Source organism: Streptomyces sp. NPDC058653 (genome assembly GCF_042716895.1).
Classification (GTDB): domain Bacteria; phylum Actinomycetota; class Actinomycetes; order Streptomycetales; family Streptomycetaceae; genus Streptomyces.
The window spans coordinates 1-22,664 of sequence record NZ_JBHXRM010000063.1; the positions used below are offsets into that span (position 1 = coordinate 1).

General features: G+C 72.1%; 20 protein-coding genes. 1 reads left to right on the forward strand and 19 read right to left on the reverse strand.

What is annotated here, in order from left to right:
- Positions 1 to 59: 59 nt before the first annotated feature.
- The 5 genes from der to aroH form a co-directional block, all read right to left on the reverse strand.
- Positions 60 to 1,529 carry a ribosome biogenesis GTPase Der gene (gene der / locus ACFWU9_RS33835; protein WP_384324914.1) on the reverse strand — a complete coding sequence of 490 codons (1,470 nt, stop codon included), beginning with the start codon at positions 1,527 to 1,529 and terminating at the stop codon, positions 60 to 62.
- Between the two features lie 51 nt (positions 1,530 to 1,580).
- Positions 1,581 to 2,273: a lysophospholipid acyltransferase family protein gene (locus tag ACFWU9_RS33840; protein ID WP_384324915.1), complete on the reverse strand. Its 693-nt coding sequence runs from the start codon at positions 2,271 to 2,273 to the stop codon at positions 1,581 to 1,583.
- Positions 2,270 to 2,995, reverse strand: coding sequence for a (d)CMP kinase (gene cmk, locus ACFWU9_RS33845; RefSeq protein ID WP_384324916.1), 726 nt, complete (start codon positions 2,993 to 2,995; stop codon positions 2,270 to 2,272). Before cmk ends, ACFWU9_RS33840 begins: the two co-directional genes overlap by 4 nt.
- 197 nt (positions 2,996 to 3,192) lie before the next feature.
- Entirely contained in the window at positions 3,193 to 4,278 is a 1,086-nt protein-coding gene (locus ACFWU9_RS33850) for a prephenate dehydrogenase (RefSeq protein WP_384324917.1), read from the reverse strand.
- Positions 4,275 to 4,637: a chorismate mutase gene (gene aroH, locus ACFWU9_RS33855; RefSeq protein ID WP_384324918.1), complete on the reverse strand. Its 363-nt coding sequence runs from the start codon at positions 4,635 to 4,637 to the stop codon at positions 4,275 to 4,277. Before aroH ends, ACFWU9_RS33850 begins: the two co-directional genes overlap by 4 nt.
- 148 nt (positions 4,638 to 4,785) lie before the next feature.
- Here aroH and ACFWU9_RS33860 point away from each other — a divergent pair, with 148 nt between their 5' ends.
- Positions 4,786 to 5,472: a DNA polymerase beta superfamily protein gene (locus ACFWU9_RS33860; protein ID WP_384324919.1), complete on the forward strand. Its 687-nt coding sequence runs from the start codon at positions 4,786 to 4,788 to the stop codon at positions 5,470 to 5,472.
- Here the strand turns inward: ACFWU9_RS33860 and ACFWU9_RS33865 are convergent.
- From ACFWU9_RS33865 to ACFWU9_RS33930, 14 genes are all read right to left on the reverse strand, one after another.
- Positions 5,469 to 6,314 carry a DNA polymerase beta superfamily protein gene (locus ACFWU9_RS33865; RefSeq protein WP_384324920.1) on the reverse strand — a complete coding sequence of 282 codons (846 nt, stop codon included), beginning with the start codon at positions 6,312 to 6,314 and terminating at the stop codon, positions 5,469 to 5,471. The two genes, ACFWU9_RS33860 and ACFWU9_RS33865, sit on opposite strands and share 4 nt — an antisense overlap.
- Positions 6,315 to 6,317: 3 nt before the next feature.
- Positions 6,318 to 7,355: an ADP-ribosylglycohydrolase family protein gene (locus ACFWU9_RS33870; protein ID WP_384324921.1), complete on the reverse strand. Its 1,038-nt coding sequence runs from the start codon at positions 7,353 to 7,355 to the stop codon at positions 6,318 to 6,320.
- Entirely contained in the window at positions 7,352 to 8,173 is an 822-nt protein-coding gene (locus ACFWU9_RS33875) for an NUDIX domain-containing protein (protein WP_384324922.1), read from the reverse strand. Before ACFWU9_RS33875 ends, ACFWU9_RS33870 begins: the two co-directional genes overlap by 4 nt.
- Entirely contained in the window at positions 8,170 to 9,252 is a 1,083-nt protein-coding gene (locus tag ACFWU9_RS33880) for an AAA family ATPase (protein ID WP_384324923.1), read from the reverse strand. The genes ACFWU9_RS33875 and ACFWU9_RS33880 overlap by 4 nt, the downstream gene beginning before the upstream one ends.
- Complete coding sequence (pnuC, locus tag ACFWU9_RS33885) at positions 9,249 to 9,902, reverse strand: nicotinamide riboside transporter PnuC (RefSeq protein WP_384324924.1); 654 nt, start codon at positions 9,900 to 9,902, stop codon at positions 9,249 to 9,251. Before pnuC ends, ACFWU9_RS33880 begins: the two co-directional genes overlap by 4 nt.
- Before the next feature lie 128 nt (positions 9,903 to 10,030).
- Positions 10,031 to 11,221, reverse strand: a complete 1,191-nt coding sequence (locus ACFWU9_RS33890; RefSeq protein WP_384324925.1) for a pseudouridine synthase — start codon at positions 11,219 to 11,221, stop codon at positions 10,031 to 10,033.
- A complete protein-coding gene (scpB, locus tag ACFWU9_RS33895; protein ID WP_384324926.1) occupies positions 11,221 to 11,856 on the reverse strand; it encodes an SMC-Scp complex subunit ScpB in 636 nt (211 codons plus the stop codon). Before scpB ends, ACFWU9_RS33890 begins: the two co-directional genes overlap by 1 nt.
- Positions 11,853 to 13,130 carry a segregation and condensation protein A gene (locus tag ACFWU9_RS33900; RefSeq protein ID WP_384324942.1) on the reverse strand — a complete coding sequence of 426 codons (1,278 nt, stop codon included), beginning with the start codon at positions 13,128 to 13,130 and terminating at the stop codon, positions 11,853 to 11,855. Before ACFWU9_RS33900 ends, scpB begins: the two co-directional genes overlap by 4 nt.
- 594 nt (positions 13,131 to 13,724) lie before the next feature.
- Positions 13,725 to 14,327, reverse strand: a complete 603-nt coding sequence (locus ACFWU9_RS33905) for a hypothetical protein (RefSeq protein WP_384324927.1) — start codon at positions 14,325 to 14,327, stop codon at positions 13,725 to 13,727.
- On the reverse strand, positions 14,312 to 15,436 hold the full coding sequence (locus tag ACFWU9_RS33910) for a ParA family protein (RefSeq protein ID WP_189111708.1): 1,125 nt from the start codon (positions 15,434 to 15,436) through the stop codon (positions 14,312 to 14,314). The genes ACFWU9_RS33905 and ACFWU9_RS33910 overlap by 16 nt, the downstream gene beginning before the upstream one ends.
- A gap of 369 nt (positions 15,437 to 15,805) precedes the next feature.
- Positions 15,806 to 16,921: an alanine dehydrogenase gene (ald, locus tag ACFWU9_RS33915; protein WP_384324943.1), complete on the reverse strand. Its 1,116-nt coding sequence runs from the start codon at positions 16,919 to 16,921 to the stop codon at positions 15,806 to 15,808.
- 139 nt (positions 16,922 to 17,060) lie between these two features.
- Positions 17,061 to 19,073: a tetratricopeptide repeat protein gene (locus ACFWU9_RS33920; RefSeq protein WP_384324944.1), complete on the reverse strand. Its 2,013-nt coding sequence runs from the start codon at positions 19,071 to 19,073 to the stop codon at positions 17,061 to 17,063.
- A 487-nt stretch (positions 19,074 to 19,560) separates the two neighbouring features.
- Positions 19,561 to 20,187, reverse strand: coding sequence for an NUDIX domain-containing protein (locus tag ACFWU9_RS33925; protein ID WP_384324928.1), 627 nt, complete (start codon positions 20,185 to 20,187; stop codon positions 19,561 to 19,563).
- 105 nt (positions 20,188 to 20,292) lie between these two features.
- Positions 20,293 to 21,951, reverse strand: coding sequence for a CTP synthase (locus tag ACFWU9_RS33930; RefSeq protein WP_384324929.1), 1,659 nt, complete (start codon positions 21,949 to 21,951; stop codon positions 20,293 to 20,295).
- Positions 21,952 to 22,664 lie beyond the last annotated feature (713 nt).

Genomic DNA, 22,664 nt, shown 5'->3' on the forward strand with positions numbered 1-22,664 from the left:
GGCCGGCGCGGATGTCGTCCGCGCCGGCCCACCGGCTTCTCCCGTTCGGCGACCACGGGTCACTTCTTGCGGCCGCGCTTCTCCCGCACCCGTACGGAGATGTGGATCGGCGTGCCCTCGAAGCCGAACTCCTCGCGGAGCCTGCGCTCCACGAACCGCCGGTAGCCCGCCTCGATGAAGCCGGAGGCGAAGAGCACGAACCGGGGCGGCCGGGTGCCCGCCTGCGTACCGAAGAGGATGCGGGGCTGCTTGCCGCCGCGGATCGGGTGCGGATGCCCGGCGACGAGCTCGCCGAGGAAGGCGTTGAGCCTGCCGGTCGGCACGCGCGTCTCCCAGCCCGCGATCGCCGTCTCGATCGCGGGGACCAGCCGCTCCATGTGGCGCCCGGTGCGCGCCGAGACGTTGACGCGGGGCGCCCACGCGATCTGCGCCAGCTCGGTCTCGATCTCGCGCTCCAGGTAGTAGCGGCGCTCCTCGTCGAGGGTGTCCCACTTGTTGAAGGCGACGACGAGGGCGCGGCCGGCGTCGACGGCCATCGTGATGATGCGCTGGTCCTGGACGCTGATGGACTCGCTCGTGTCGATCAGTACGACGGCGACCTCGGCCTTCTCGACGGCGGCGGCCGTGCGGAGCGAGGCGTAGTAGTCGGCGCCCTCCTGGAGGTGGACGCGGCGCCTGATGCCCGCCGTGTCCACGAACTTCCAGACCTTGCCGCCGAGTTCGATCAGCTCGTCGACGGGGTCACGGGTGGTGCCGGCGATCTCGTTGACGACGACGCGCTCCTCGCCCGCGACCTTGTTGAGGAGCGAGGACTTGCCGACGTTAGGGCGGCCGATCAGGGCGATACGGCGCGGGCCGCCGAGCGTGGTGCCGAAGGTCTGCTTCGGGGCGTCGGGCAGCGCTTCCAGGACGGCGTCGAGCATGTCGCCGGTACCGCGCCCGTGGAGCGAGGAGACCGGGTGCGGCTCGCCCAGTCCGAGCGACCAGAGCGCGGTCGCGTCGGCCTCGCCGCTCTGGCCGTCGACCTTGTTGGCGCAGAGCACGACGGGCTTGCCCGCCTTGCGGAGCAGTTTGACGACGGCCGCGTCGGTGTCGGTGGCGCCGACCGTGGAGTCCACGACGAAGACCACCGCGTCGGCGGTCTCGATCGCGAACTCGGCCTGGGCGGCGACGGAGGCCTCGAGACCGAGGACGTCCTGTTCCCAGCCGCCGGTGTCGACGACCTTGAAGCGCCGCCCGGCCCATTCGGCCTCGTAGGTGACGCGGTCGCGCGTGACCCCGGGCTTGTCCTGGACGACGGCCTCGCGGCGGCCGATGATGCGGTTCACCAGGGTCGACTTGCCGACGTTGGGGCGGCCGACGACCGCGAGGACGGGCAGCGGGCCGTGTCCGGCCTCGTCGATCGCGCCCTCGATCTCCTCGGGGTCGAAGCCTTCGTGGGCGGCGAGCTCCATGAACTCCGAGTACTCGGCCTCGCCAAGCTCTCCGTGCTCGTCTACGGAGTCGCCGGAGTGGATCTGGTCGTTCATGAAGTCCGTACCTCGTTCATCGTGATCGGTGCGGCGCGCGGGCGCGGCGCACTACTCAAGTCCTGCCCGGCGCCCGGTGAGGCGTCTGGCGTGGTCCAGATGGGCGGTCAGCCGCTTCTGGATCCGCAGCGTGGCGTCGTCCATCGCCTGCCGTGTGCGCCGGCCACCGCGCTCGCCGGCCTCGAACGCGTCTCCGAAGACGACGTCGATACGGCTGCGCAGCGGTGGCAGCGCGGAGATCAGCCGACTGCGGCGCTCGGTGCTGCCGAGCACCGCGACCGGGACGATCGGCGCCCCGGTGCGTACGGCGAAGTACGCGAGCCCGGACCGCAGGGAGGCGAAGTCGCCTTCTCCCCTGCTGCCCTCGGGGAAGATCCCCAGGACCCCGCCGCCGCCCAGCACCCCGAGGGCGTCGGTGACGGCGGCGCGGTCGGTGGTCGTACGGTCCACCTTCAGCTGTCCGATGGACAGCAGGAACGGGTCGAGCGGACCGATGAAGGCTTCTTTCTTGACCAGGAAGTGCACGGGCCTGGGCGCGGTGCCCATGAGCATCGGCCCGTCGATGTTGTGCGAGTGGTTGACGGCCAGGATCACCGGGCCCGTCGGGGGGACCCGCCAGGCCCCGAGCACGCGTGGCCTCCAGAGGCCGTACATCAGTCCGATGCCGATGCGCCGGCCGACCGCCGCGCCCTTCGGGGAGGGCGCGGCCGTGCGGGACGGTTCCGTCCGGGTGGGTCCGCTCACCGAGCCGCCCGCTTCTCCTGAACGAGGGTGACGACGCACTCGATGACCTGCTGGAGCGTGAGGTCGGTGGTGTCCACCTCGACCGCGTCGTCCGCCTTGGCCAGCGGCGACGTCTTACGGGTCGAGTCGATCGCGTCCCGCTTGATCAGCGCTTCCCTGGTGGCCGCGAGGTCACTGGCCTCCTTGCCCTTCAGCTCGCCGCTGCGGCGCGCCGCGCGCGCCTCGGGCGACGCGGTGAGGAAGACCTTGAGGTCGGCGTCGGGCAGCACGGTCGTACCGATGTCGCGCCCCTCGACGACGATGCCGTTCGGGGCGCCGGCGGCGATGGAGCGCTGGAGTCCGGTGATGACCGCCCGTACCTCGGGGACGGCGCTGACCGCGCTGACCTTGGCCGTGACCTCCTGCGTACGGATGGGTCCCGAGGCGTCCACGCCGTCGACGGTGATCGTCGGGTTCGCCGCGTCGGTGCCGGACACGATGACCGGCTTGCCGGCCGCCGTGGCGACGGCCGAGGGGTCCTGGACGTCGATCCCGTTGCTGATCATCCACCAGGTGATCGCCCGGTACTGCGCCCCGGTGTCCAGGTAGCTCAGTCCGAGCTGGGTGGCCACGGACCGGGACGTGCTCGACTTGCCGGTGCCCGCCGGCCCGTCGATGGCGACGATCACGGCGGCCGGGGCGGTCCTGGCGTCGGTTGCAGCGGTTTCCACGGGGGCGGACACCTTCCTGGTTCACGGGGCGCGGAGTCGTACGCGAAGTACTCCGCGGGTCGGTCTCGGAACGTTCCGGGGGCCGTTTCCCAACGCCCAGACGTCAGTGCGCCCCCGCACAAGGTTACCGAGTGCTGGGACCCTCCCTTACACCCCGGCGTCGGGGCGCCCGGGCGCCCGGCCCGGGGCGCCCGCGCGGACCGGGGCCCTCAGCGGCGGATCGACCAGCCGCGTTCGCGCAGCGCCGCGCTCAGCACGGGGGCCGCGGCGGGCTCCACCATCAGCTGGACCAGACCCGCCTCCTGCCCGGTCGCGTGCTCGATCCGGACGTCCTCGACGTTGACGCCCGCGCTCCCGGCGTCCGCGAAGATACGGGCCAGCTCGCCCGGCCGGTCGCTGATCAGGACGGCGACGGTGTCGTAGGCGGTCGGGGCAGCGCCGTGCTTGCCCGGTACCCGTACGCGGCCCGCGTTGCCGCGCCGCAGCACGTCCTCGATGCCCTCGGTGCCGCCGCGCCGCTTGGCCTCGTCGGAGGACTGGAGGGCCCGCAGCGCCTCGACGGTCTCGTCGAGGTCGGCGGCCACGCCCGCGAGGACGTCGGCGACGGGCCCCGGGTTCGCGGTGAGGATCTCGACCCACATACGGGGGTCGGAGGCGGCGATCCGGGTGACGTCGCGGATGCCCTGGCCGCAGAGCCGCACCGCCGTCTCGTCGGCGTCCTGAAGGCGGGCGGCGACCATGGAGGAGATCAGCTGGGGGGTGTGGGAGACGAGGGCGACGGCCCGGTCGTGGGCCTCGGCGTCCATCACGACCGGAACGGCGCGGCACAGCGCGACCAGTTCGAGTGCGAGGTTCAGCACCTCGGTGTCGGTGGCGGGGGTGGGTGTCAGCACCCAGGGGCGGCCCTCGAAGAGGTCGGCGGTGGCGGCGAGCGGGCCCGAGCTCTCCTTGCCGGCCATGGGGTGCGTACCGATGTACGCGGCCAGGTCGAGGCCGAGCGCCTCCAGCTCGCGCCGGGGGCCGCCCTTGACGCTGGCGACGTCGAGATAACCGCGCGCGCTGCCGGCGCGCATGGCGGCGGCGAGCGTGGAGGCGGTGTGCGCGGGCGGTACGGCGACGATCGCGAGGTCGACCGGGCCGGTGGGCGGCTCCTCGGTGCCGGCGCCGAGCGAGGCCGCCGTCCGGGCCCTGGCGGGGTCGTGGTCCACGAGATGGACGGCGACACCGCGTCCGGCGAGGGTCAGGGCGGCCGAGGTGCCGATGAGGCCGGTTCCGATGACGAGCGCGGTTCTCACTGGGCGATGTCCTTGCGAAGGGCCCCCGCGGCGCCGAGGTAGACGTGCGCGATCTCGGACCGGGGGAGGTCGGACTCGATGTGGGCGAGGACGCGGACCACGCGCGGCATGGCGCCCTCGATGTCCAGCTCCTGCGCGCAGATCAGCGGGACGTCGACGATGCCGAGTCCGCGGGCGGCGGCGGCCGGGAAGTCGCTGTGCAGGTCGGGGGTGGCCGTGAACCAGATGCTGATCAGGTCGTCCGACCCGAGGCCGTTGCGCTCCAGGATGGCGGAGAGCAGTCGCGCGACCTGTTCGTCCATGTGTCCCGGCTCGTCCCGCTCCAGCTGGACGGCCCCTCGGACAGCTCGTACCGGCACGTCGTGCTCCTCGTCCCGCTCAGTGATCGTGTGCTCCGTCCAGGTTAGACAGATGTGCGGAGGTACCGCCCGGGCGACCGTTGCGCGAGACGGCCGCGGCCCGGGCCGGCGGCGGGGCGGGGGCCCGGTGCCCGTAGTCTCCGTGCGTATGGATCCCGAGGACCTGGTGCGCGAGCACACCGTCTACGCGTGCGTCATGGGCTCCCGCGCCTTCGGTCTGGCGACCGAGGACAGCGACACCGACCGCCGGGGCGTGTTCCTGGCGCCGACGCCGCTGTTCTGGGGGTTCGAGAAGCCCCCGACGCATGTGGACGGGCCGGCGGACGAGCAGTTCTCCTGGGAGCTGGAGCGGTTCTGTGTGCTCGCGCTGCGCGGCAATCCCAACGTGCTCGAATGTCTGCACTCGCCGCTGGTCGAGCACGTCGACGCCACCGGCCGCGAACTCCTCTCCCTGCGCGAGGCGTTCCTCTCCCGGCGGGCGCACGAGACCTTCGTCCGTTACGCGCTCGGCCAGCGCAGGAAGCTGGAGGCGGACGTCCGGCGGCACGGCGCGCCCCGCTGGAAGCACGCGATGCATCTGCTGCGGCTGCTCGGCTCGTGCCGTGATCTGCTGCGAACCGGCCGGCTGGTGATAGAGGCCGGTGAGCAGCGCGAGCCGCTGCTCGCGGTCAGGCGCGGAGAGGTCCCGTGGGCCGAGGTGGAGCGGCGGATGAACCGCCTCGGCGAGGAGGCGGACGCGGCGCTCGCCGGCTCCCCGCTGCCCGCCGGGCCCGACGGCGCGCGCGTCGAGGACTTCCTGGTCCGCGCCCGCCGGACCTCGGCGCTCACCGGCTAGCCGGCGCCGAGCCGGGTGCGGACCACGAGGTCGTGGAGCGCCTCGTAGCCGGCCGGGGAGTCGGGGAGCCGTGTCGCGGCCCTCGCGTCCGCCAGGACCTCGTGGAGGGCGTCCACGTCGCTCTGGAGGCGGGCCGGGGCGAGGCCCGTCGCCGCGCCGTGTTCGGCCTCGGCCTTCGCCTCGATCAGCTCGGGCAGATAGTCGGGCGCGCTCACCTCGGCGAGCAGGGTGGGCAGATGGGCCTGGACCTCGCGGCTGCGCATCAGATGGATCCCGGTGAGCAGCGCCCTGAACGTGTAGAGCAGCGGCTTGAGTTCGCCGGTCTTCTCGAAGAGCCGCCACTGGGTCGCGGCGAATCCGCGGTAGTGGTGGGCATGATGGCCGGTGAGCACGCCGGGCGCGAGCGAGAGCAGTTCGCGGTGGGCCTCGGTCGAGTGGACGACCAGCGGCGAGTGGAGCTGTTCCAGTACGTAGCCGTTGCGCCGCATCATCATCCGGACGAACTTCCGCAGGTCATGGCTGACCAGGTCCAGCTCCACACCGTCGCGGTCCCACATCCGCGACCGGGTCTCGTCGGGCTCGTGCAGGCCGATGAGCTCGGCGACGGGGAGCAGATGGGCGCCGCGCAGGTCGACGTCGGAGTCGGTGGAGGGGAATCCGTAGAGGTGGGCGCCGGAGACGGTGGCGAAGAGCAGCGGGTCCGTCTCCTCGGCGAGCACCGGGCCGAGGTCGGTCAGCGGCAGCCCCGCCCCGTGCAGGAGCCGGGCGCGCTCGGCGGCGGACTCGTCGAGGAAGTGGCCGGGAGGGCCGCCGTCGGCCGGGTGTTCGTCATCCATACGCATGGATCAAGCGTCCCAGAGTGCTCCGAGTTCCAGCAGCTCCTCGCGGTACTCGATCCGGTCCGCCCACTCCTTCGGCCAGGCCTCCGCCCCCAGGTGCGCTCCCGCGAACGCGCCCGTGAGGCAGGCGATCGAGTCCGAGTCGCCCTTGGTGCAGGCCGCCCGCCGCAGCGCCGTGACCGGTTCGTCGGGGAAGAGCAGGAAGCAGAGCAGCCCGGTGGCGAACGCCTCCTCGGCGACCCAGCCGTCGCCGGTGGCCAGGCACGGGTCGGTCTCGGGGGACGGTGTCCGCAGGGCCGCCTGGAGCCGTTCGAGGACCGCGAGGCACTCGTCCCAGCCCCGTTCGACGAAGTGTTCGGGGGTGGGGTCCTGGCTGTGGGTCCAGAGGTCGCCGAGCCAACTGTCGCGGTAGCGGGACCGGTTCTCGTACGCGTACGAGCGCAGCCGGCCCACCAGGCCCGTCGGCTCGGTCCCCCGCGCGAGCAGGTGCACCGCGTGGGCCGTGAGGTCGGAGGCGGCCAGCGCGGTCGGGTGGCCGTGGGTGAGACCGGACTGCAACTGCGCGGCGCCCGAGCGCTGTTCGGGGCTCAGGCCGGGGGCGAGCCCGACGGGCGCGACGCGCATGTTGGCGCCGCAGCCCTTGGAGCCGATCCGGCTTGCCTGCTGCCAGGGGCGGTCGCCGTCGAGCAGCTGACAGGCGGTCATACAGGTGTTGCCGGGGGCCCGGTTGTTCCGCGGGTCGTGGAACCAGTGCACGAACTCCTCGCGTACCGGCCGGGTCAGACGCAGCGGTCCGAGCGTGCCCCGGCCCATGGCGGTGCGCAGCCCCCGGCCGAGCGCCAGGGTCATCTGCGTGTCGTCGCTGACGATCGCGGGCCTCAGCAGCGGGAGCTCCCGCCAGGGGCCGAACTTGGCGAGGATCGAGGGCACGTCGTTGAACTCGGTGGGAAAGCCGAGGGCGTCCCCGAGCGCGAGCCCGATCATGGCCCCGGTGGCCGCTCTCTTGCCGGCCGTGCCCGTGTCGTTCGTGTCCGTGGCGGTCATGGGGTGGTCCGTCCTTCGGGTCGGAGCAGCGGCGGGTGGAGTGCGGTGGCGGCGCCGGCGCGGTAGAGGGCGGCCGGTTTGCCCCGGCCGCCGGTGCGGCGCGGCGGGCCTTCGACCGGTTCGACGAAGCCGGGTGATGTCAGCACCTTGCGGCGGAAGTTGGGGCGGTCCAGGGCGACGCCCCAGACCGTCTCGTACACCTGCTGAAGCTCCCCGAGGGTGAACTCGGGCGGGCAGAACGCCGTGGCGAGGCAGGTGTATTCGAGCTTGGCGCCGATCCGGCGCCGGCCGTCGGCGAGGATCCGGCCGTGGTCGAAGGCGAGCCCGCCGAGTACCTCGTCGTCGTAGCGGATCCACCGGGCCTGGGCCGCGTCTCCGCCGCCGCGCGGCTCGGGGAGGTCGGGCACGAGCGCCGTGTACGCGACGGAGACGACCCGCATCCGGGGATCCCGGTCCGGGTCGCTGTACGTACGCAGTTGCTCGGGCCGCAGTCCGGCCACCGTGTCCGGCGACAGGCCGGTCTCCTCGGCGAGCTCCCGCCGGGCCGCCTGCCCGGCGGACTCCCGGGGCCGTACGAAGCCGCCGGGAAGCGCCCAGTGGCCCAGATACGGCTCCTCCCCCCGTTCGACGAGCAGGACGTGCAGATCGCTCTCGCGGACGGTGAAGACGGCGAGATCGACGGTGACGGCGAACGGCACGAAATCGGCGGGGTCGTAGTTCTCCGGCACCCGGGGCCGCCGGGGCGGCTTCGGGGAGGGCGGCTTGGAGGGTGGTTCCTGAGAGGAGGGCGGGGAGGGGGGCTGCTGAGGGGGTGTCATCTGTTCTCCGGCAGGGGTGCGGCGAAGTACCAACCCTGGCCCAGCAGCGCGTCCACCGCCGCCACCGCCTCGGCGAGCCGCGCCTCACGGGACCCTTCGAGGGTGAGGAACGTCCGCCCCGTGCGGGTCAGTTCGTCCCGGAAACGGCCGGTCATCCAGGGCCGCAACTCCTCGCCGTCGCGCAGCCCGTCGTCCTCGAAGGCGACGCCCTCGTGGCCGGTGACCAGCCACAGCTGGTGCGGCACCCGGTCGGCGACCTCCTCCACGAGCGGATTGCGTCCCCCCACGTACCGCTCGTGCCAGACGGTGGTGGCGAAGGAGTCGGTGTCGCAGATCAGGACGGGTGAGCCGGTACGGGCCGCCTCGTCCTCCCACTCGTTCTGCCGCCGGGCGATCAACGGGAAGTCCTCGGTGGTGAATTCGACGTCCTCCCACTGCGCGCCGGGCCAGCGCTCCCGCAGGGAGGCCAGTTTCCGTTCGCTGAACTCCCGCCCGTACTCGGGCACATAGCGTGTACGGCTCCAGACGCCGCCGCGCGCCCGGTAGTGCGCGGCCAGGTCCAGCGCCAGGGTCGTCGTGCCGGTGGACTCGGCGCCGAGCACCACGACGCGGCGGGTGAGCGCGGCCCGCACGGGCGGGGCGAGGAAGTCCCAGCAGCCGACGGGGTCCTTGCGGACGGCCGTCCCGGACACCGGGTGGAGCGTGCGGTCCGGGTCCACGGACACATGCTCGGCGCCGAAACGGCGGGCGAGTTCCTCCCCGTACGGCTCCGAGGTGAAGACGGCGTCCACGCGCCCGGGGACGGCCGCCCGGAAGACCGCCATGTGCGCGTCCCAGACGGCGGAGTCGTGCAGATCCATCGGGGTGTCGTCCACCGCGCCCACGACATGGGCGTCCGGATGGATCTCGCGCATCCAGGCGACCCGGTCGGCGAGCGGCACCGACTCGACCGAGGCGGCGCAGACGAGGACCGTGAGCCGTTCGCAGCGGGCCCGCGCGGTCCGTACGAGGTGGTGGTGGCCCGTGTGCGGCGGATAGAACTTGCCGAGGACCAGGCCGTGTCCGTGTCTCTCGCTCATGCCGTGACCTCCAGGGGCGCGGCGGGCCGCCCGGACAGGTCGCGCGACCAGTTGCGCAGCCCGATGAGGCACAGGGTCAGGAAGCCGACGTACAGGATCGACGTCAGATAGAGGTCCTTGTGCGCGTAGAGCGGGATGTAGACGATGTCGGCGGCTATCCACAGCCACCAGGACTCCAGCCGCTTGCGGCACTGGCCGTAGGTCGCCATCAGCGAGAGCGCGGTGGTGAGGGCGTCCCAGAAGGGCACCGTCGACGACGTCCGGTGGTCGAGCAGCAGCGTCAGCGCGAGGGTCCCCACCGCCCCCGCCACGAGCAGCCAGCCCCACTCGGTGCGCGTGGTGCGCCGTACCGGGAGAGTCGAGGTACCTGGTCCACCCCCGTGGGTCCAGGTCCACCAGCCGTACGTGGCGAGGGCGATGAAGACGACCTGCAGCCCGGCATCGGCGTACAGGCCCGCCTGGGTGAACAGCAGGATGAAGAACAGGTTGTTGGCGATGCCGATCGGCCAGTTGGCGAGGTGCTGGCGGGCCACGAGCCAGACGCAGAGCGCTCCGCTGCCGAAGCCGAGCACCTCGGTCCAGCTCACCGGGGTGTCGAGAAGGGTCACCAGGGGCCGCTGCAACGGGTCGAGCACATCCGCGAGACTCACGCCCGCCTCCTTTAATAGTCACAGTGACTATAAAGATGGGGTGGCGCGCCCCGCAAGCGAAAAAGCCCGCGGCCTCAAGGCCACGGGCTTGTCCCGGCTGCTCGCCGGTTCCGGTCGAACCGGCGTGTCTACAGGCCGACTTCCTGCATCAGCATGCCGACCTCGGTGTTGGTGAGGCGGCGCAGCCAGCCGGACTTCTGGTCACCCAGCGGGATCGGCCCGAACGCCGTCCGGACCAGCCGGTCGACGGGGAAGCCCGCCTCGGAGAGCATGCGGCGCACGATGTGCTTGCGGCCCTCGTGGAGGACGACCTCGACCAGATAGTTCTTGCCGGTGTTCTCCACGACCCGGAAGTGGTCCGCGCGCGCGTAGCCGTCCTCCAGCTGGATGCCGTCCTTGAGCCGCTTGCCCAGATCGCGCGGCAACGGGCCCTGGACGGCGGCGAGATACGTCTTCTTCACGCCGTACCGGGGGTGCGTGAGGCGGTGGGCCAGCTCACCGTGGTTGGTGAGCAGGATGATCCCCTCGGTCTCGGTGTCCAGCCGGCCCACGTGGAAGAGCCGGGTCTCGCGGTTGGTGACGTAGTCGCCGAGGTTCTGCCTGCCGTCCGGGTCACCCATCGTGGAGACGACACCGGCGGGCTTGTTCAGCGCGAAGAACAGATGCGACTGGGTGGCGACGGTCAGCCCGTCGACCTTGATCTCGTCGCGCTGCGGGTCGACCCGCATGCCCTGCTCCATGACGATCTCGCCGTTGACCTCGACGCGCGCCTGCTCGATCAGCTCCTCGCAGGCCCGGCGCGAACCCATGCCGGCGCGCGCGAGGATCTTCTGCAACCGCTCGCCCTCCTGCTCGGCGTCCGGATTGGTCCTCGGGGTCCGGATCTCCGGCTTGTCGGCGTACCGGTCGCGGTTGCGCTGCTCGATCTTGGCGTCCAGCTCGCGGGGGCGCGCGGGCTTGCCCTGGATCCGGCGCTGGGCCGCCGCGCTCGGCGCCTTCGGGCCGCCCTTGGCGCCGCCACGGGCCGCCGCGCCACGGCTGCCGCCGCCGCCCGACGGGCCGCCGGAGCCGCCCTGGCCAGCGCCGGGACCGCCACGTCCCACGTCGTAACGGCGCTCCTCGGGACGCGGCGTACCCTCACGCTTCGGCTGCTTGTCACCGCGCGAGCCGGCGCCGCCGTTCCCCCGGCCCCCGGCGCTCCCCCCGTTGCCGCCGCGACCGCCGCCGGCCCTCGACTGGGGTTTGCCGCCCGCGGCTCCCCGGCCGCCGCCGCTCCGGCTGCCGCTGCCGCTTCCGCTGTTCCTGCCGTTGCTTCGCATCAAATGTCCGTCTTGTCGTCTGCGTGAGTGTCCGGGGCGTACGGTGCGTCCGGATCGAACGACGGAACGCCTTCCAGGGTGTCGGCCTCGATCGCGTCCGCCTCCGGAAGGAAGGGCGCGAGTTCCGGTAGCTCGTCCAGACCGCGCAGGCCCATCCGCTCCAGGAAATAGTTCGTCGTCCTGTACAGGATCGCACCTGTTTCGGGTTCCGCTCCCGCTTCCTCGACCAGACCCCGCTGGAGCAGGGTCCGCATGACCCCGTCACAGTTCACTCCGCGTACCGCCGAGACACGGGACCTGCTGACCGGCTGGCGGTACGCCACGACCGCCAGGGTCTCCAGCGCGGCCTGGGTGAGCCGGGCGTGCTGGCCGTCGAGTACGAAGCCCTCGACGGCCTCCGCGTACTCGGTCCGCGAGTAGAAACGCCAGCCGCCCGCGACGAGGCGCAGCTCGAATCCGCGCCGCTGGACGGTGTACTCGTCGGCCAGTTCGCGCAGCGCGTCGGCGACGGCCCTGCGCGGCCGGTCCAGGACCTTGGCCAGGTGGTCCTCGGTCGCGGGCTCGTCGACGACCATGAGGACCGCCTCCAGGGCGGGCTTGAGATCGAGGTCGGCGACCGTCCGTTGCTCGCTCACGCCATCTCCTCGCTCGGGGCCTTCGTGTCATTCGTGTCCGTCACGGGGTCGGGCGGGCGGTCGAACTCGTCCGTGACCCGTGGCGGCTCGTCGTCGTCCCCGCCCGTCCAGCGGACCATGAGCGGGCCCAGGGCCTCGTCCTGGTCGAGGGCCACGGCCTTCTCCCGGTAGAGCTCCAGCAGCGCCAGGAAGCGCGCCACGACGGTGAGCGTGTCCGGCGCGGACTCGGCGAGTGTCAGGAAACTCACCTGGCCGGCCGCCCGCAGCATCGCCACGACGATCCCGCCCTGCTCCTGGACGGAGACGAGCGGGGCGTGGATGTGGTCGATGTACACCTGCGGCTTGGGCTTCGGCTGCATCGCCTTGACCGCGAGGCGGGCGAAGCCCTCGGGGCCGATGCTGATGACGACCTCGGGGAGCAGCGCGGCGTGGTGCGGCTCCAGGCCGACGGTACGGGGATAGCGGCGCGCCTCGGAGTCGAGCCGGGCGCTGAAGATCTCGGCGATCTGCTTGTACGCGCGGTACTGGAGGAGCCGGGCGAAGAGCAGGTCCCTGGCCTCCAGCAGCGCGAGGTCGCCCTCGTCCTCCACGTCGGCGGACGGCAGGAGGCGGGCCGCCTTGAGGTCGAGGAGGGTCGCCGCGACGACCAGGAACTCGGTGGTCTGGTCGAGATCCCAGTCGGGGCCCATGGCGCGTATGTGCACCATGAACTCGTCGGTGACCTTGGAGAGCGCGACCTCGGTGACGTCCATCTTGTGCTTGGAGATCAGCTGGAGGAGGAGATCGAACGGCCCCTCGAAGTTCGCGAGCCGAACGGTGAACCGCCCGTCGTCGACCTCGCCTTCCCCCTCGCCCACGGTTGCGGGCCCGGCCTCGCGCTCGACGCCCACATCGGCGGCGCGTACGGCCTCCGGCCCGGGCCCGGGCCCGGACCCAACGGCCGACTCCGCTGCGGGCGCGGGTAGCTGCCCGGCCTCCGGGACAGGGTCGGCGTCCGGCTCTGCTGCGGGCGCGGCTAGGAGTACGGCCTCCGGCTCGGGTACGGGCCCAAGGGCCAGCTCGGCGTCCTGCTCCGCTGCGGGCGCGGGTAGGCGTACGGCCTCCGGCCCGGGTACGGACTCGACGCCCACGTCGGCGGCGGTTACGGCCCCCGGCCCGGGTACGGGCCCGGGTCCAACGGCCGGCTCCGCGTCCGGCTCCGTCGCGGGTAGGCGTACGGCCTCCGGCTCGGGGCCGGGCTCGACGCCCGCGTCGGCCGCGGTTACAGCCCCCAGCTCGGAAACGGGTACGGGCCCAAGGGCCAGCTCGGCGTCCGGCTCCGCTGCGGGTGCGGGTAGGCGTACGGCCTCCGGCTCGGGGCCGGGCTCGACGCCCGCGTCGGCCGCGGTTACGGCCCCCAGCTCGGGAACGGGTACGGGCCCAAGGGCCAGCTCGGCGTCCGGCTCCGCTGCGGGCGCGGCTAGGAGTACGGCCTCCGGCTCGGAGCCGGGCTCGACGCCCGTGCCAGCCGCAGTCACAGACTCCGGCCCGGGCACGGGCCCAAGGGCCAGCTCGGCGTCCGGCTCCGTCGCGGGCGCCGGTAGGCGCCCGGGCTCCGGCTCGGGCGCCGGGACAGGGTCTGCGTCCGGCTCTGCGCCGGGCTCGACGCCCGCGTCGGCCACGGTTACGGCGTCCGGCTCGGGAGCAGGGTCCGGGCCGGGCTCGGCCTGAGGCTGGGGTCCATCCGCCGGTTCCGCTCGCCCCGGCGCGCCGCCCGTCCCCGGCCCGCGGCCCAGCGCGCGGCGGGGCGAGCGGGGTGTGGGTTCGTCGGTGGGTGGCATGGCGGTCCTGGAGGCGGAAGGGCGGTGCTCGGTCCGCCGAGGCTACCTTCAGCGCCCGCGCAGGCGCCGTACGAGGATGCTCGCGTCGCCCCGCGACTCCAGGTCGGCGAGGACCACCGCGACCGCCTCGCGGACGATCCGCCCCCGGTCCACGGCGAGACCGTGCTCGCCGCGCAGCACCAGGCGCGCGTGCTCCAGGTCCATCAGCTCCTCGGCGGAGACGTAGACCGTGATCTTCTCGTCGTGCCGTTCGCGCCCGCTGGGGCGGCGGTTGGCGCCGCGTCCCCCTCGGCGGCGCTGCCCGCCCTGCTGGCCGGCCCCGGACGTACCGCCACCGCCGTTGCCGCCGTCCTGCGACCCCTGCGGGCGGCGCTGCGGCTGCTCCCGCTCGAGGGTGCGGCTGCGTGACGTCGCCGAGGCGTCCGCGTCGGTCGCCGAGTGCTCCTGGGCCGCCGCCGGCGCCGGCGCGGGCGCCGCCTGCGCGCCCCCCGGCTGTTCGGCGCCCGGGTCGCTCTCCTGGGCGGGTGCCGGGACCCGCGGCTCACCGTTCGCGGTACGCCGCCGGTCTCCCGGTGTGGAAGCCTGGAGCGCCATGCCCCCGGTCGTACGGAACAGCTCGTCGGCCCCGGGCAGACTCACTCGGCGTGACACCGGGCGAGCACCTCCCTGGCGAGCTGGCGGTAAGCGGCGGCGCCGACGGAGTTGGAGGCGTAGGTGGTGATGGGCTCACCGGCGACGGTGGTCTCCGGGAAGCGCACGGTCCGGCCGATCACCGTGTGGTAGACGTGATCGTCGAAGGCCTCGACGACCCGCGCCAGGACCTCGCGGCTGTGCACCGTGCGGGAGTCGTACATCGTGGCGAGGATGCCGTCGAGCTCCAGCTCGGGGTTGAGCCGCTCCTGGACCTTCTCGATCGTCTCGGTCAGCAGCGCCACTCCGCGCAGCGCGAAGAACTCGCACTCCAGCGGGACGATCACCTTGTGCGCGGCGGTCAGCGCGTTCACGGTGAGCAGACCGAGCGAGGGCTGGCAGTCGATCACGATGTAGTCGTAGTCCTGCATCAGCGGCTTGAGCGCCCGCTGGAGCGTGGACTCCCTCGCGACCTCGCTCACCAGCTGCACCTCGGCGGCCGAGAGGTCGATGTTGCTCGGGAGGAGGTCCATGTTGGGCACGGCGGTCTTCAGGAGCACCTCGTCCGCCGACATGCCCCGCTCCATGAGCAGGTTGTAGACCGTGAGGTCCAGCTCCATCGGGTTGACCCCGAGACCGACGGACAGGGCGCCCTGCGGGTCGAAGTCGACGAGGAGCACGCGCCGGCCGTACTCCGCGAGCGCGGCGCCCAGGTTGATGGTCGACGTGGTCTTGCCGACGCCGCCCTTCTGGTTGCACATCGCGATGATCTTCGCGGGGCCGTGGTCGGTGACCGGGCCGGGGATCGGGAAGTACGGCAGGGGACGCCCGGTCGGGCCGATTCGCTCACGGCGCTGTCTTGCCGCGTCGGGCGCGAGGGTGGCCGCGTACTCGGGGTCGGGCTCGTACTCGGCGTCAGGGTCGTAGAAGTGCCCCTCGGGCACCTCGTCGAAGTCGGCGAAGTGGGTGGACTCTCGGCCACTCTCGTTGCCGGCCATGGCGTTCACGTGTTGGCCGTCCATCGTCTGGTGGGCTGTCGTCATGTGCTGATGGGTGGTGAAGGTGCGGACAGCGACGGAGCCGACGGCCTCTAGCCCGGACGACGGGCTCTGGTGGCCCATCGCAGGCATTCCTGGTTGACCACCCCCGGGAGTAAATGTCGACTCATTCACAAGTCGTCTTACCTCCTTGGACGTGACCAGGAAACTTATCGATAGGTCAGCGTGGCACCATGCCGACGGTTGGCGACTCTATGGCGTGTCACCACTCCGCAGCAACACAATCCGCCGGACCCGGCCCGATGTGTCGGCAACCGAACACCCTTGTGTCAAGGGCGCGCAGGGCTCCGTCGGCGCGTTTCACACGGGTGCGAAAGGGTTAAAGGGTTACGTTCGAGGCGAGTTGAGCGCGGGCGCGGAAGTGGCCGGACACACAGCCGGCCGGACCTTGCCGAGCAAGATCCGGCCGGGGGCGCGAGGTTGACGGGCGCCGTTGACGGGTCAGCCCAGAACGGTCGCCAGTTCGGTGTGCGCAAGGCCGTGGGCCTCGGCTACGGAACCGTAAGTGACCTGCCCGTCATGGGTGTTGAGGCCCTTGGCGAGCGCCGGGTCACGGCGCAGGGCCTCGGTCCAGCCGAGGTCGGCGAGCGCCACGATGTAGGGAAGGGTGGCGTTCGTCAGGGCGTACGTGGAGGTGTTCGGCACGGCGCCCGGCATGTTGGCCACGCAGTAGAACACCGAGTCGTGGATCCGGAACGTCGGATCGGCGTGGGTGGTGGGACGCGAATCCTCGAAGCAGCCACCCTGATCGATTGCAATGTCGACAAGTACACTTCCGGGCTTCATCGTGGCCACGAGCGCGTTGGTGACCAGCTTCGGCGCCTTCGCTCCGGGGATGAGAACGGCGCCGACGACGAGGTCGGCCTCGACGACCGCCCGCTCCAGTTCGTACGCGTTGGAGACGATGGTCTGCACCTTGGTACCGAAGATCCTGTCGGCCTCGCGCAGCTTGTCGACGTCCCGGTCGAGCAGGGTGACATGGAAGCCCATGCCGACGGCGATCTGGGTGGCGTTCCAGCCGGAGACACCGCCGCCGATGACGACGGCGCGGCCGGGGGCCGTACCGGGAACGCCGCCGGGCAGCACGCCACGGCCGCCGACCGAGCGCATCAGGTGGTACGCGCCGACCTGCGGGGCCAACCGGCCCGCGACCTCGGACATCGGGGCGAGCAGCGGCAGGCGGCGGTTCGCGGTCTCGACGGTCTCGTACGCGATGGCGGTGGTGCGGGACTTCAGGAGCGCGTCCGTGCACTCACGGGAGGCGGCGAGATGCAGATACGTGAAGAGGGTCTGGTCCTTGCGGAGGCGGTGGTACTCCTCGGCGATGGGCTCCTTGACCTTCAGCACCAGGTCGGCGGTGGCCCAGACGGCGTCGGCGGTGGGCAGGATGCGGGCGCCGGCGGCGGTGAACTCGGCGTCCGTGATCGAGGAGCCGGCGCCGGCGTCCCGCTCGATGACGACCTGGTGGCCGTGGCGCACGAGTTCGTGCACCCCGGCGGGGGTGATGGCCACCCGGAACTCGTTGTTCTTGACCTCACGAGGGATGCCGACGAGCACGATGATCACGGTCCTTGGCTCAGGGTTACTCGGGCAATGCCCTACAAACCCATACGCCGAAGGCGCATCGGAAGGCATCGCTGACTTACGACAGAGCCAGTCTAATGAAGGACTTCTCACTGTCTAGCCTTGCAAAGCATCAATCTTCCGCCGAGGTCCTACGGATTTCGTAGGCAGAGGAGTCGGTGGAGAGCAGACGATCGGAGGCATTGCGGTGCAGTCGGGCCGCCGTCGGGTCGCCGAGGCGGTCGAGCGTGTCCGCGAGCCGGAGCTCCAGCGCGGCCTGGAGCCGGGTGTCGCCGGCCAGCCGCGCGTACTCCACGGCCTCCTGGCAGGTCCCGAGCGACTCCTCGGGACGGCCCGCGTACTCGTGGACCCTGGCCGCCTCGCTGAGCGCGCGGGCCTGGCCCGGAAGGTCCTTGAGCCTGCGGAAGCCGGCCACGGCCGCCCGCCAGTGGCGCAGCGACTCGCCGTAGCGGCCGGCGCAGGCGTGGACGGTGCCGAGCCTGCCGTAGAGGCGCGCCTCGTCGGCCCGCTCGCCGCGGCCGAGCCGCTGCGCGAGGGCGCGGCCGTACCAGTCGGCGGCGCGGTGCCAGTCCTCCAGTTCCTGGTAGGCGCCGCCCACGGATTCCATCGCCCGGCCGGTGGCGTAGTGGTCGTTCGCGGCCCTTCCGGCGTCCAGGGCGGCCCGGTAGCGGGCGAGCGCGTCGTGCGTACGGCCCGTCAGCGCGTCCAGGTCGCCGATGTTGAGCAGCGCGGCGGCGACCTCGCGGTGCAGCCCCTGGCGCTCGGCGACACCGAGGACGAGCTGGTGGAGCCCGTAGAGGTCCGGCGCGGCCGCGTCGGTGCCCTGGTGCGCGGCGAGCGCCCTGACCAGCGCGGAGACCAGCCTGCGGGCGAGGGTGTCCAGCCCGCCGTCGGCCACGGCAAGCCGGGCGGAGGCCAGCAGGGCCGGCCTGCGGGAGCGCAGCCAGTCGGCGGCGGCCCGAGTGCTCGGGAACCGCACGGCGCGCGGCAGCGAGGCGAGTTTTCTACGGGCCGGGGAACCGTCGGGCTCGGTGACCGCCCGGCAGGACTGCAGCAGCCGTACGGTCCGCTCCAGCATCCGCGCCCTGGCGAGCTGCACCTCGCCGGGGCGGTCGGTCGCCTCCATCGCCGCGCGCATGAAGGGGGCGAGGGAGCCGATGACCTCGTACTGCTCCCCCGCCGGCCGAAGCAGGTTCAGCGCGGAGAGGTCGTCGAGTGCCGCCCTGGCGGCGGAGACGGAGCAGCCGGCCAGCGCGGACGCGGTGTGGACGTCGGCGAATCCGGCGGGGGCGAGGGCGAGCAGTCGCAGGACTCCGGCGGTGGAGGACGGGAGGTCCTCGTAGACGAACCGGAAGGCCCGCGCCAACGCCCGGACACCCTGCGGCTGTTCGGGGTCCCAGGGGACGGAGCGCAGCCGTTTGGCGGCGTCGGCGACGGAGACGGTGGGGCGGGTGGCGAGCCAGCCGCCGACGACGGCGAGCGCGGCGGGCTGCCCGCCGCACTCCTCGGCGAGCGACTCGGCGGCCTGGGGGTCGACCGTGATGCGGACGGAGCCGGTGTAGGTGCCGAGCAGTTCGATCGCGGCCTTGGCGTCCAGGCCGCCGATGGTGCACGGGCGGATGTCCGGGATGCCGGTGAGCGGGCCGCGCGCGACGGCGACGACGAGACAGTCCGGGTTCTCGGGGAGCAGCAGGTCGACCTGCTCGGCGTCGTGGGCGTCGTCGAGGAGCAGCAGCACCCGGCGCTCGGCCAGCGCGTCGCGCACCATCTCGGACAGCTCGTCCTCACCGGCGCCGGGCGGTACGGCGATGCCGAACTCGCCGAGCAGGTCGCGCGCGGTGCGTTCGGCCGGGACGGGTTCGCCGCTCGGCTCGGTGAGCCGAATGTGGCGCACCCCGTCCGGATACCGCCGCCCGACCTGCCGCGCCAACTCCCGTGCGAGCGCGGTCCGTCCGGAGCCGCGCTGACCGGCGATGAGCAGCACGCGGGTATGGGCGGCCTTCCGCCCGGCGATGGTGTTGAGCCCGGCCCGCTCGATGTCGGTGTGCAGGCTCTTCAACTCCCGCTGGCGCCCGAAGAATCCGGGGGCGGCGTCGGGCCCGCCCGACGCGGTCCCGGCGGCCACCGCGTCCGGCGGCGGTGCGACCGCGACTCCGGCCGAGGTCGGCACGTCCGGGCGTACGTCGGCCCGGCGGTGGCGCGGCTCCCCGGGCGGGGGGTCCGCCGGCGGATCGTCGCTCCTCGTCGTACGGTCCGGGACGGCTCGTACGCGGGCGGACGGGCGGTCACCTGAGGGACCGTCAGGATAGGAACCCCGGTCGGGTGCGACGCTCGAATCGGCTGACGCCTCGTCAGGGTGCTTCGCCTCGGGCGGAGTTGGAGGCTCCGTACGCGACCGGGCAGGGCCGCCGTTCACGTCCACCGCCTGGTCCGTCACGGCCACGCTCCTTCCCCTGCCCGTCCGGCGGGGTGCGCACGAGTCGAGCCCGGCGGGTGTCCGCACGGGCGATTCGAGCCTAGTTCACGCCCCACCACCGGCCCCCTGGGGCACGGCGACAAATCCCCCAATCGGATCAGCAGTTCGTCCTACTGGGACACACTCCAGAGGTCCCTCATGCCTCGAACGGCCGCGCCGGCCACTCCGCGTCCGCCGGACGCAGCGCGTCGAGACCGTCCCCCGCCAGCGCGGCGGTCAGCGACAGCGCGCCCACGACGAGCGCGTTGTTGTGCAGTTCGCCCGCGAGCACCCCCCGCACCAGCTCCGCCAACGGCACCCGCGCCTGCTCCATGTCCGCCTCCTCGTCGGAGACCTCGAAGCGCGCGCCCTCCGCCTCCGACAGATCGCGGGCCAGGAAGATCCGTACGGACTCGTCGCAGCCGCCCGGCGTCGTGTAGACGTCCGTCAGCACCCGCCAGTCCTCCGCCTTGACGTGCGCCTCCTCGTACAGCTCCCGCTGCGCCGCGTGCAGCGGGTTCTCACCGGGGACGTCGAGCAGGCCCGCCGGGATCTCCCACAGCTTCTGCCGGACGGGATGGCGGTACTGCCGTACGACGAGCACGCGGTCCGCCTCGTCCAGGGCGAGGATCGCGACCGAGCCCGGGTGGACCTGGTAGTCGCGGCGCGCCACCGAGCCGTCCGGCATGACCACGTCGTCCGTACGGACGCTGGTCTTGTTGCCCCGGAACGGCGTCGCGGTGGCCGTGATCCGCCACTCCTCGGGGGTGTCCTTGATGGCCATCGAAACTTACCTCCACACACGCCCACACAGCGGAAACCGAGGTACGGATCCCGGGGACACCGGGAGAGCCGTACCTCGGCAACGTTATCGCCTCGGGCCCCGCGGCTACTCGCCCCGACGACGCTCCACCGCGGCCTTGACCAGGCCCGCGAAGAGCGGATGCGGCCTCGTCGGACGCGACCGGAGCTCCGGGTGCGCCTGCGTGGCGACCAGATAGGGGTGGGTCGTACGGGGGTACTCCACGTACTCGACGAGCTTGTTGTCGGGCGAGGTGCCCGAGAAGACGAGGCCCGCCTTCTTCTCCAGCTCGGCGCGGTAGGTGTTGTTCACCTCGTAGCGGTGCCGGTGGCGCTCCTCCACGTACGGCTGGTCGTCGTAGACGCCCCGCACGATCGAGCCGTCCGCGAGCTTCGCCGGATACAGGCCGAGCCGCATCGTGCCGCCCAGATCGCCGGCACCCTCCACGTACGCGAGCTGCTCCTCCATGGTGGAGATCACCGGATGAGCGGTCGCGGCGTCGAACTCGGTGGAGTTGGCGTCCGGGTTCTCCAGGAGGTTGCGCGCGGCCTCGATGATGATGCACTGGAGGCCCAGACAGATGCCCAGCAAGGGGATCTTCTGTTCGCGTGCGTACTGGATCGCGCCGACCTTGCCGGTCACCCCGCGCTCGCCGAACCCGCCGGGGATCAGGATGCCGTCGACGTCCCCGAGCTGGCGTGCCGCGCCCGCGGGCGTCTTGCAGTCGTCCGACGTGACCCACTTGACCTTGACCCGGGCGCGGTTGGCGAAACCGCCGGCCCGCAGCGCCTCGGTCACCGACAGATACGCGTCGGGCAGGTCGATGTACTTGCCGACCAGCGCGACCGTGACCTCGTGGTCGGGGTTGTGGACCCGGTCCAGCAGGTCGTCCCAGACGGTCCAGTCGACGTCCCGGAACGGCAGGTCCAGCTTCCGTACGACATAGGCGTCCAGGCCCTCGGTGTGCAGGACCTTCGGGATGTCGTAGATGGACTTCGCGTCGATCGCCGCGACCACGGCGGCCTCGTCCACGTCGCACATCAGCGAGATCTTGCGCTTGATCGACAGCGGCACCTCACGGTCGGCGCGCAGCACGATCGCGTCCGGCTGGATACCGATGCTGCGCAGCGCGGCGACCGAGTGCTGTGTCGGCTTGGTCTTCAGCTCGCCGGAGGGGCCGATGTACGGGAGCAGGGAGATGTGCACCACGAAGACGTTGTCGCGGCCCACCTCGTGGCGGACCTGACGGACGGTCTCCAGGAACGGCTGTGACTCGATGTCGCCCACCGTGCCGCCGACCTCGGTGATGACGACGTCGACGTCGTCGGTCGCCATACGCCGGATGCGGTGCTTGATCTCGTTGGTGATGTGCGGGATGACCTGGACCGTGTCGCCGAGGTACTCGCCGCGCCGCTCCTTGGCGATGACCGTGGAGTAGACCTGGCCGGTGGTGACGTTGGCCGAGCCGTCGAGGTCGACGTCGAGGAAGCGCTCGTAGTGCCCGATGTCCAGGTCGGTCTCGGCGCCGTCGTTGGTGACGAACACCTCACCGTGCTGGAAGGGGTTCATCGTGCCGGGGTCGACGTTCAGATACGGGTCGAGCTTCTGCATGGTGACCCGCAGGCCCCGCGCTTTGAGGAGTGCCCCCAGGCTGGAGGCGGTCAGGCCCTTGCCGAGGGAGGAAGCGACGCCCCCGGTGACGAAGATGTGCTTGGTCGTCGAGGAGGTCGAGGATCGGTTCGGCATGGCCAAGACGGTGCTCCCGTGGTCGCGGTCTGAGGTGCGTACCGGCGCCCCTGTCCGGTTGAGTCACCGGTGAGACCGGAGGATCTGGAGGGGCGGCCGTCGCTGCGGTTCGGGGCCCCTGAGAAGTGCTTGGGGGCCATCCGTCCACGGGCCACCAGGGTATCAGCGACGGCAGGGGGGCGTTCGCGTCGGCCGCGGGGCGGCGGCGCGTCGCCCGCACGTCCGGGCGTTCGCCGGGGCTCGCGAGGGGCGCGGGGCGCGCCCGGCGGTGCGCTCCCGATCACTCCGTGACCGCTGCCCGCGAGAGCGGTACCTCCGGCCCTGCAAAGACCTTTTCCGGCCAACCCACCGTGGGGGTTTGACGGTCCGTCGAACGCCGCTCAAGATCACAAGTTGATCACTCCACAGGGCTTGATGATCAACACACCGTCACCACCCCGTCACGTCGGGGTCCACCGGACTGTCCGCATTCGGCCGCCGCCCCGTAACCGCACGTCATCCGAGCTGCGCCGGCGTGGGTTGTGTCACTGTTGGCCAACTCGTTCAGCTTATTTGTGTTGCCTGGACACCTGCGCGGATCTCCGAAGTGCGTCGTATCCTGCTCGGACATTCGCTGCCGAGTCCGGCCGGCAAACGGCACTACCCCCGCCCGTGTTCCCGGAAAAAGAGCTCGTCAACGACCCTTTCCCGCAGTAAGCGCCCCACGGGGCGAA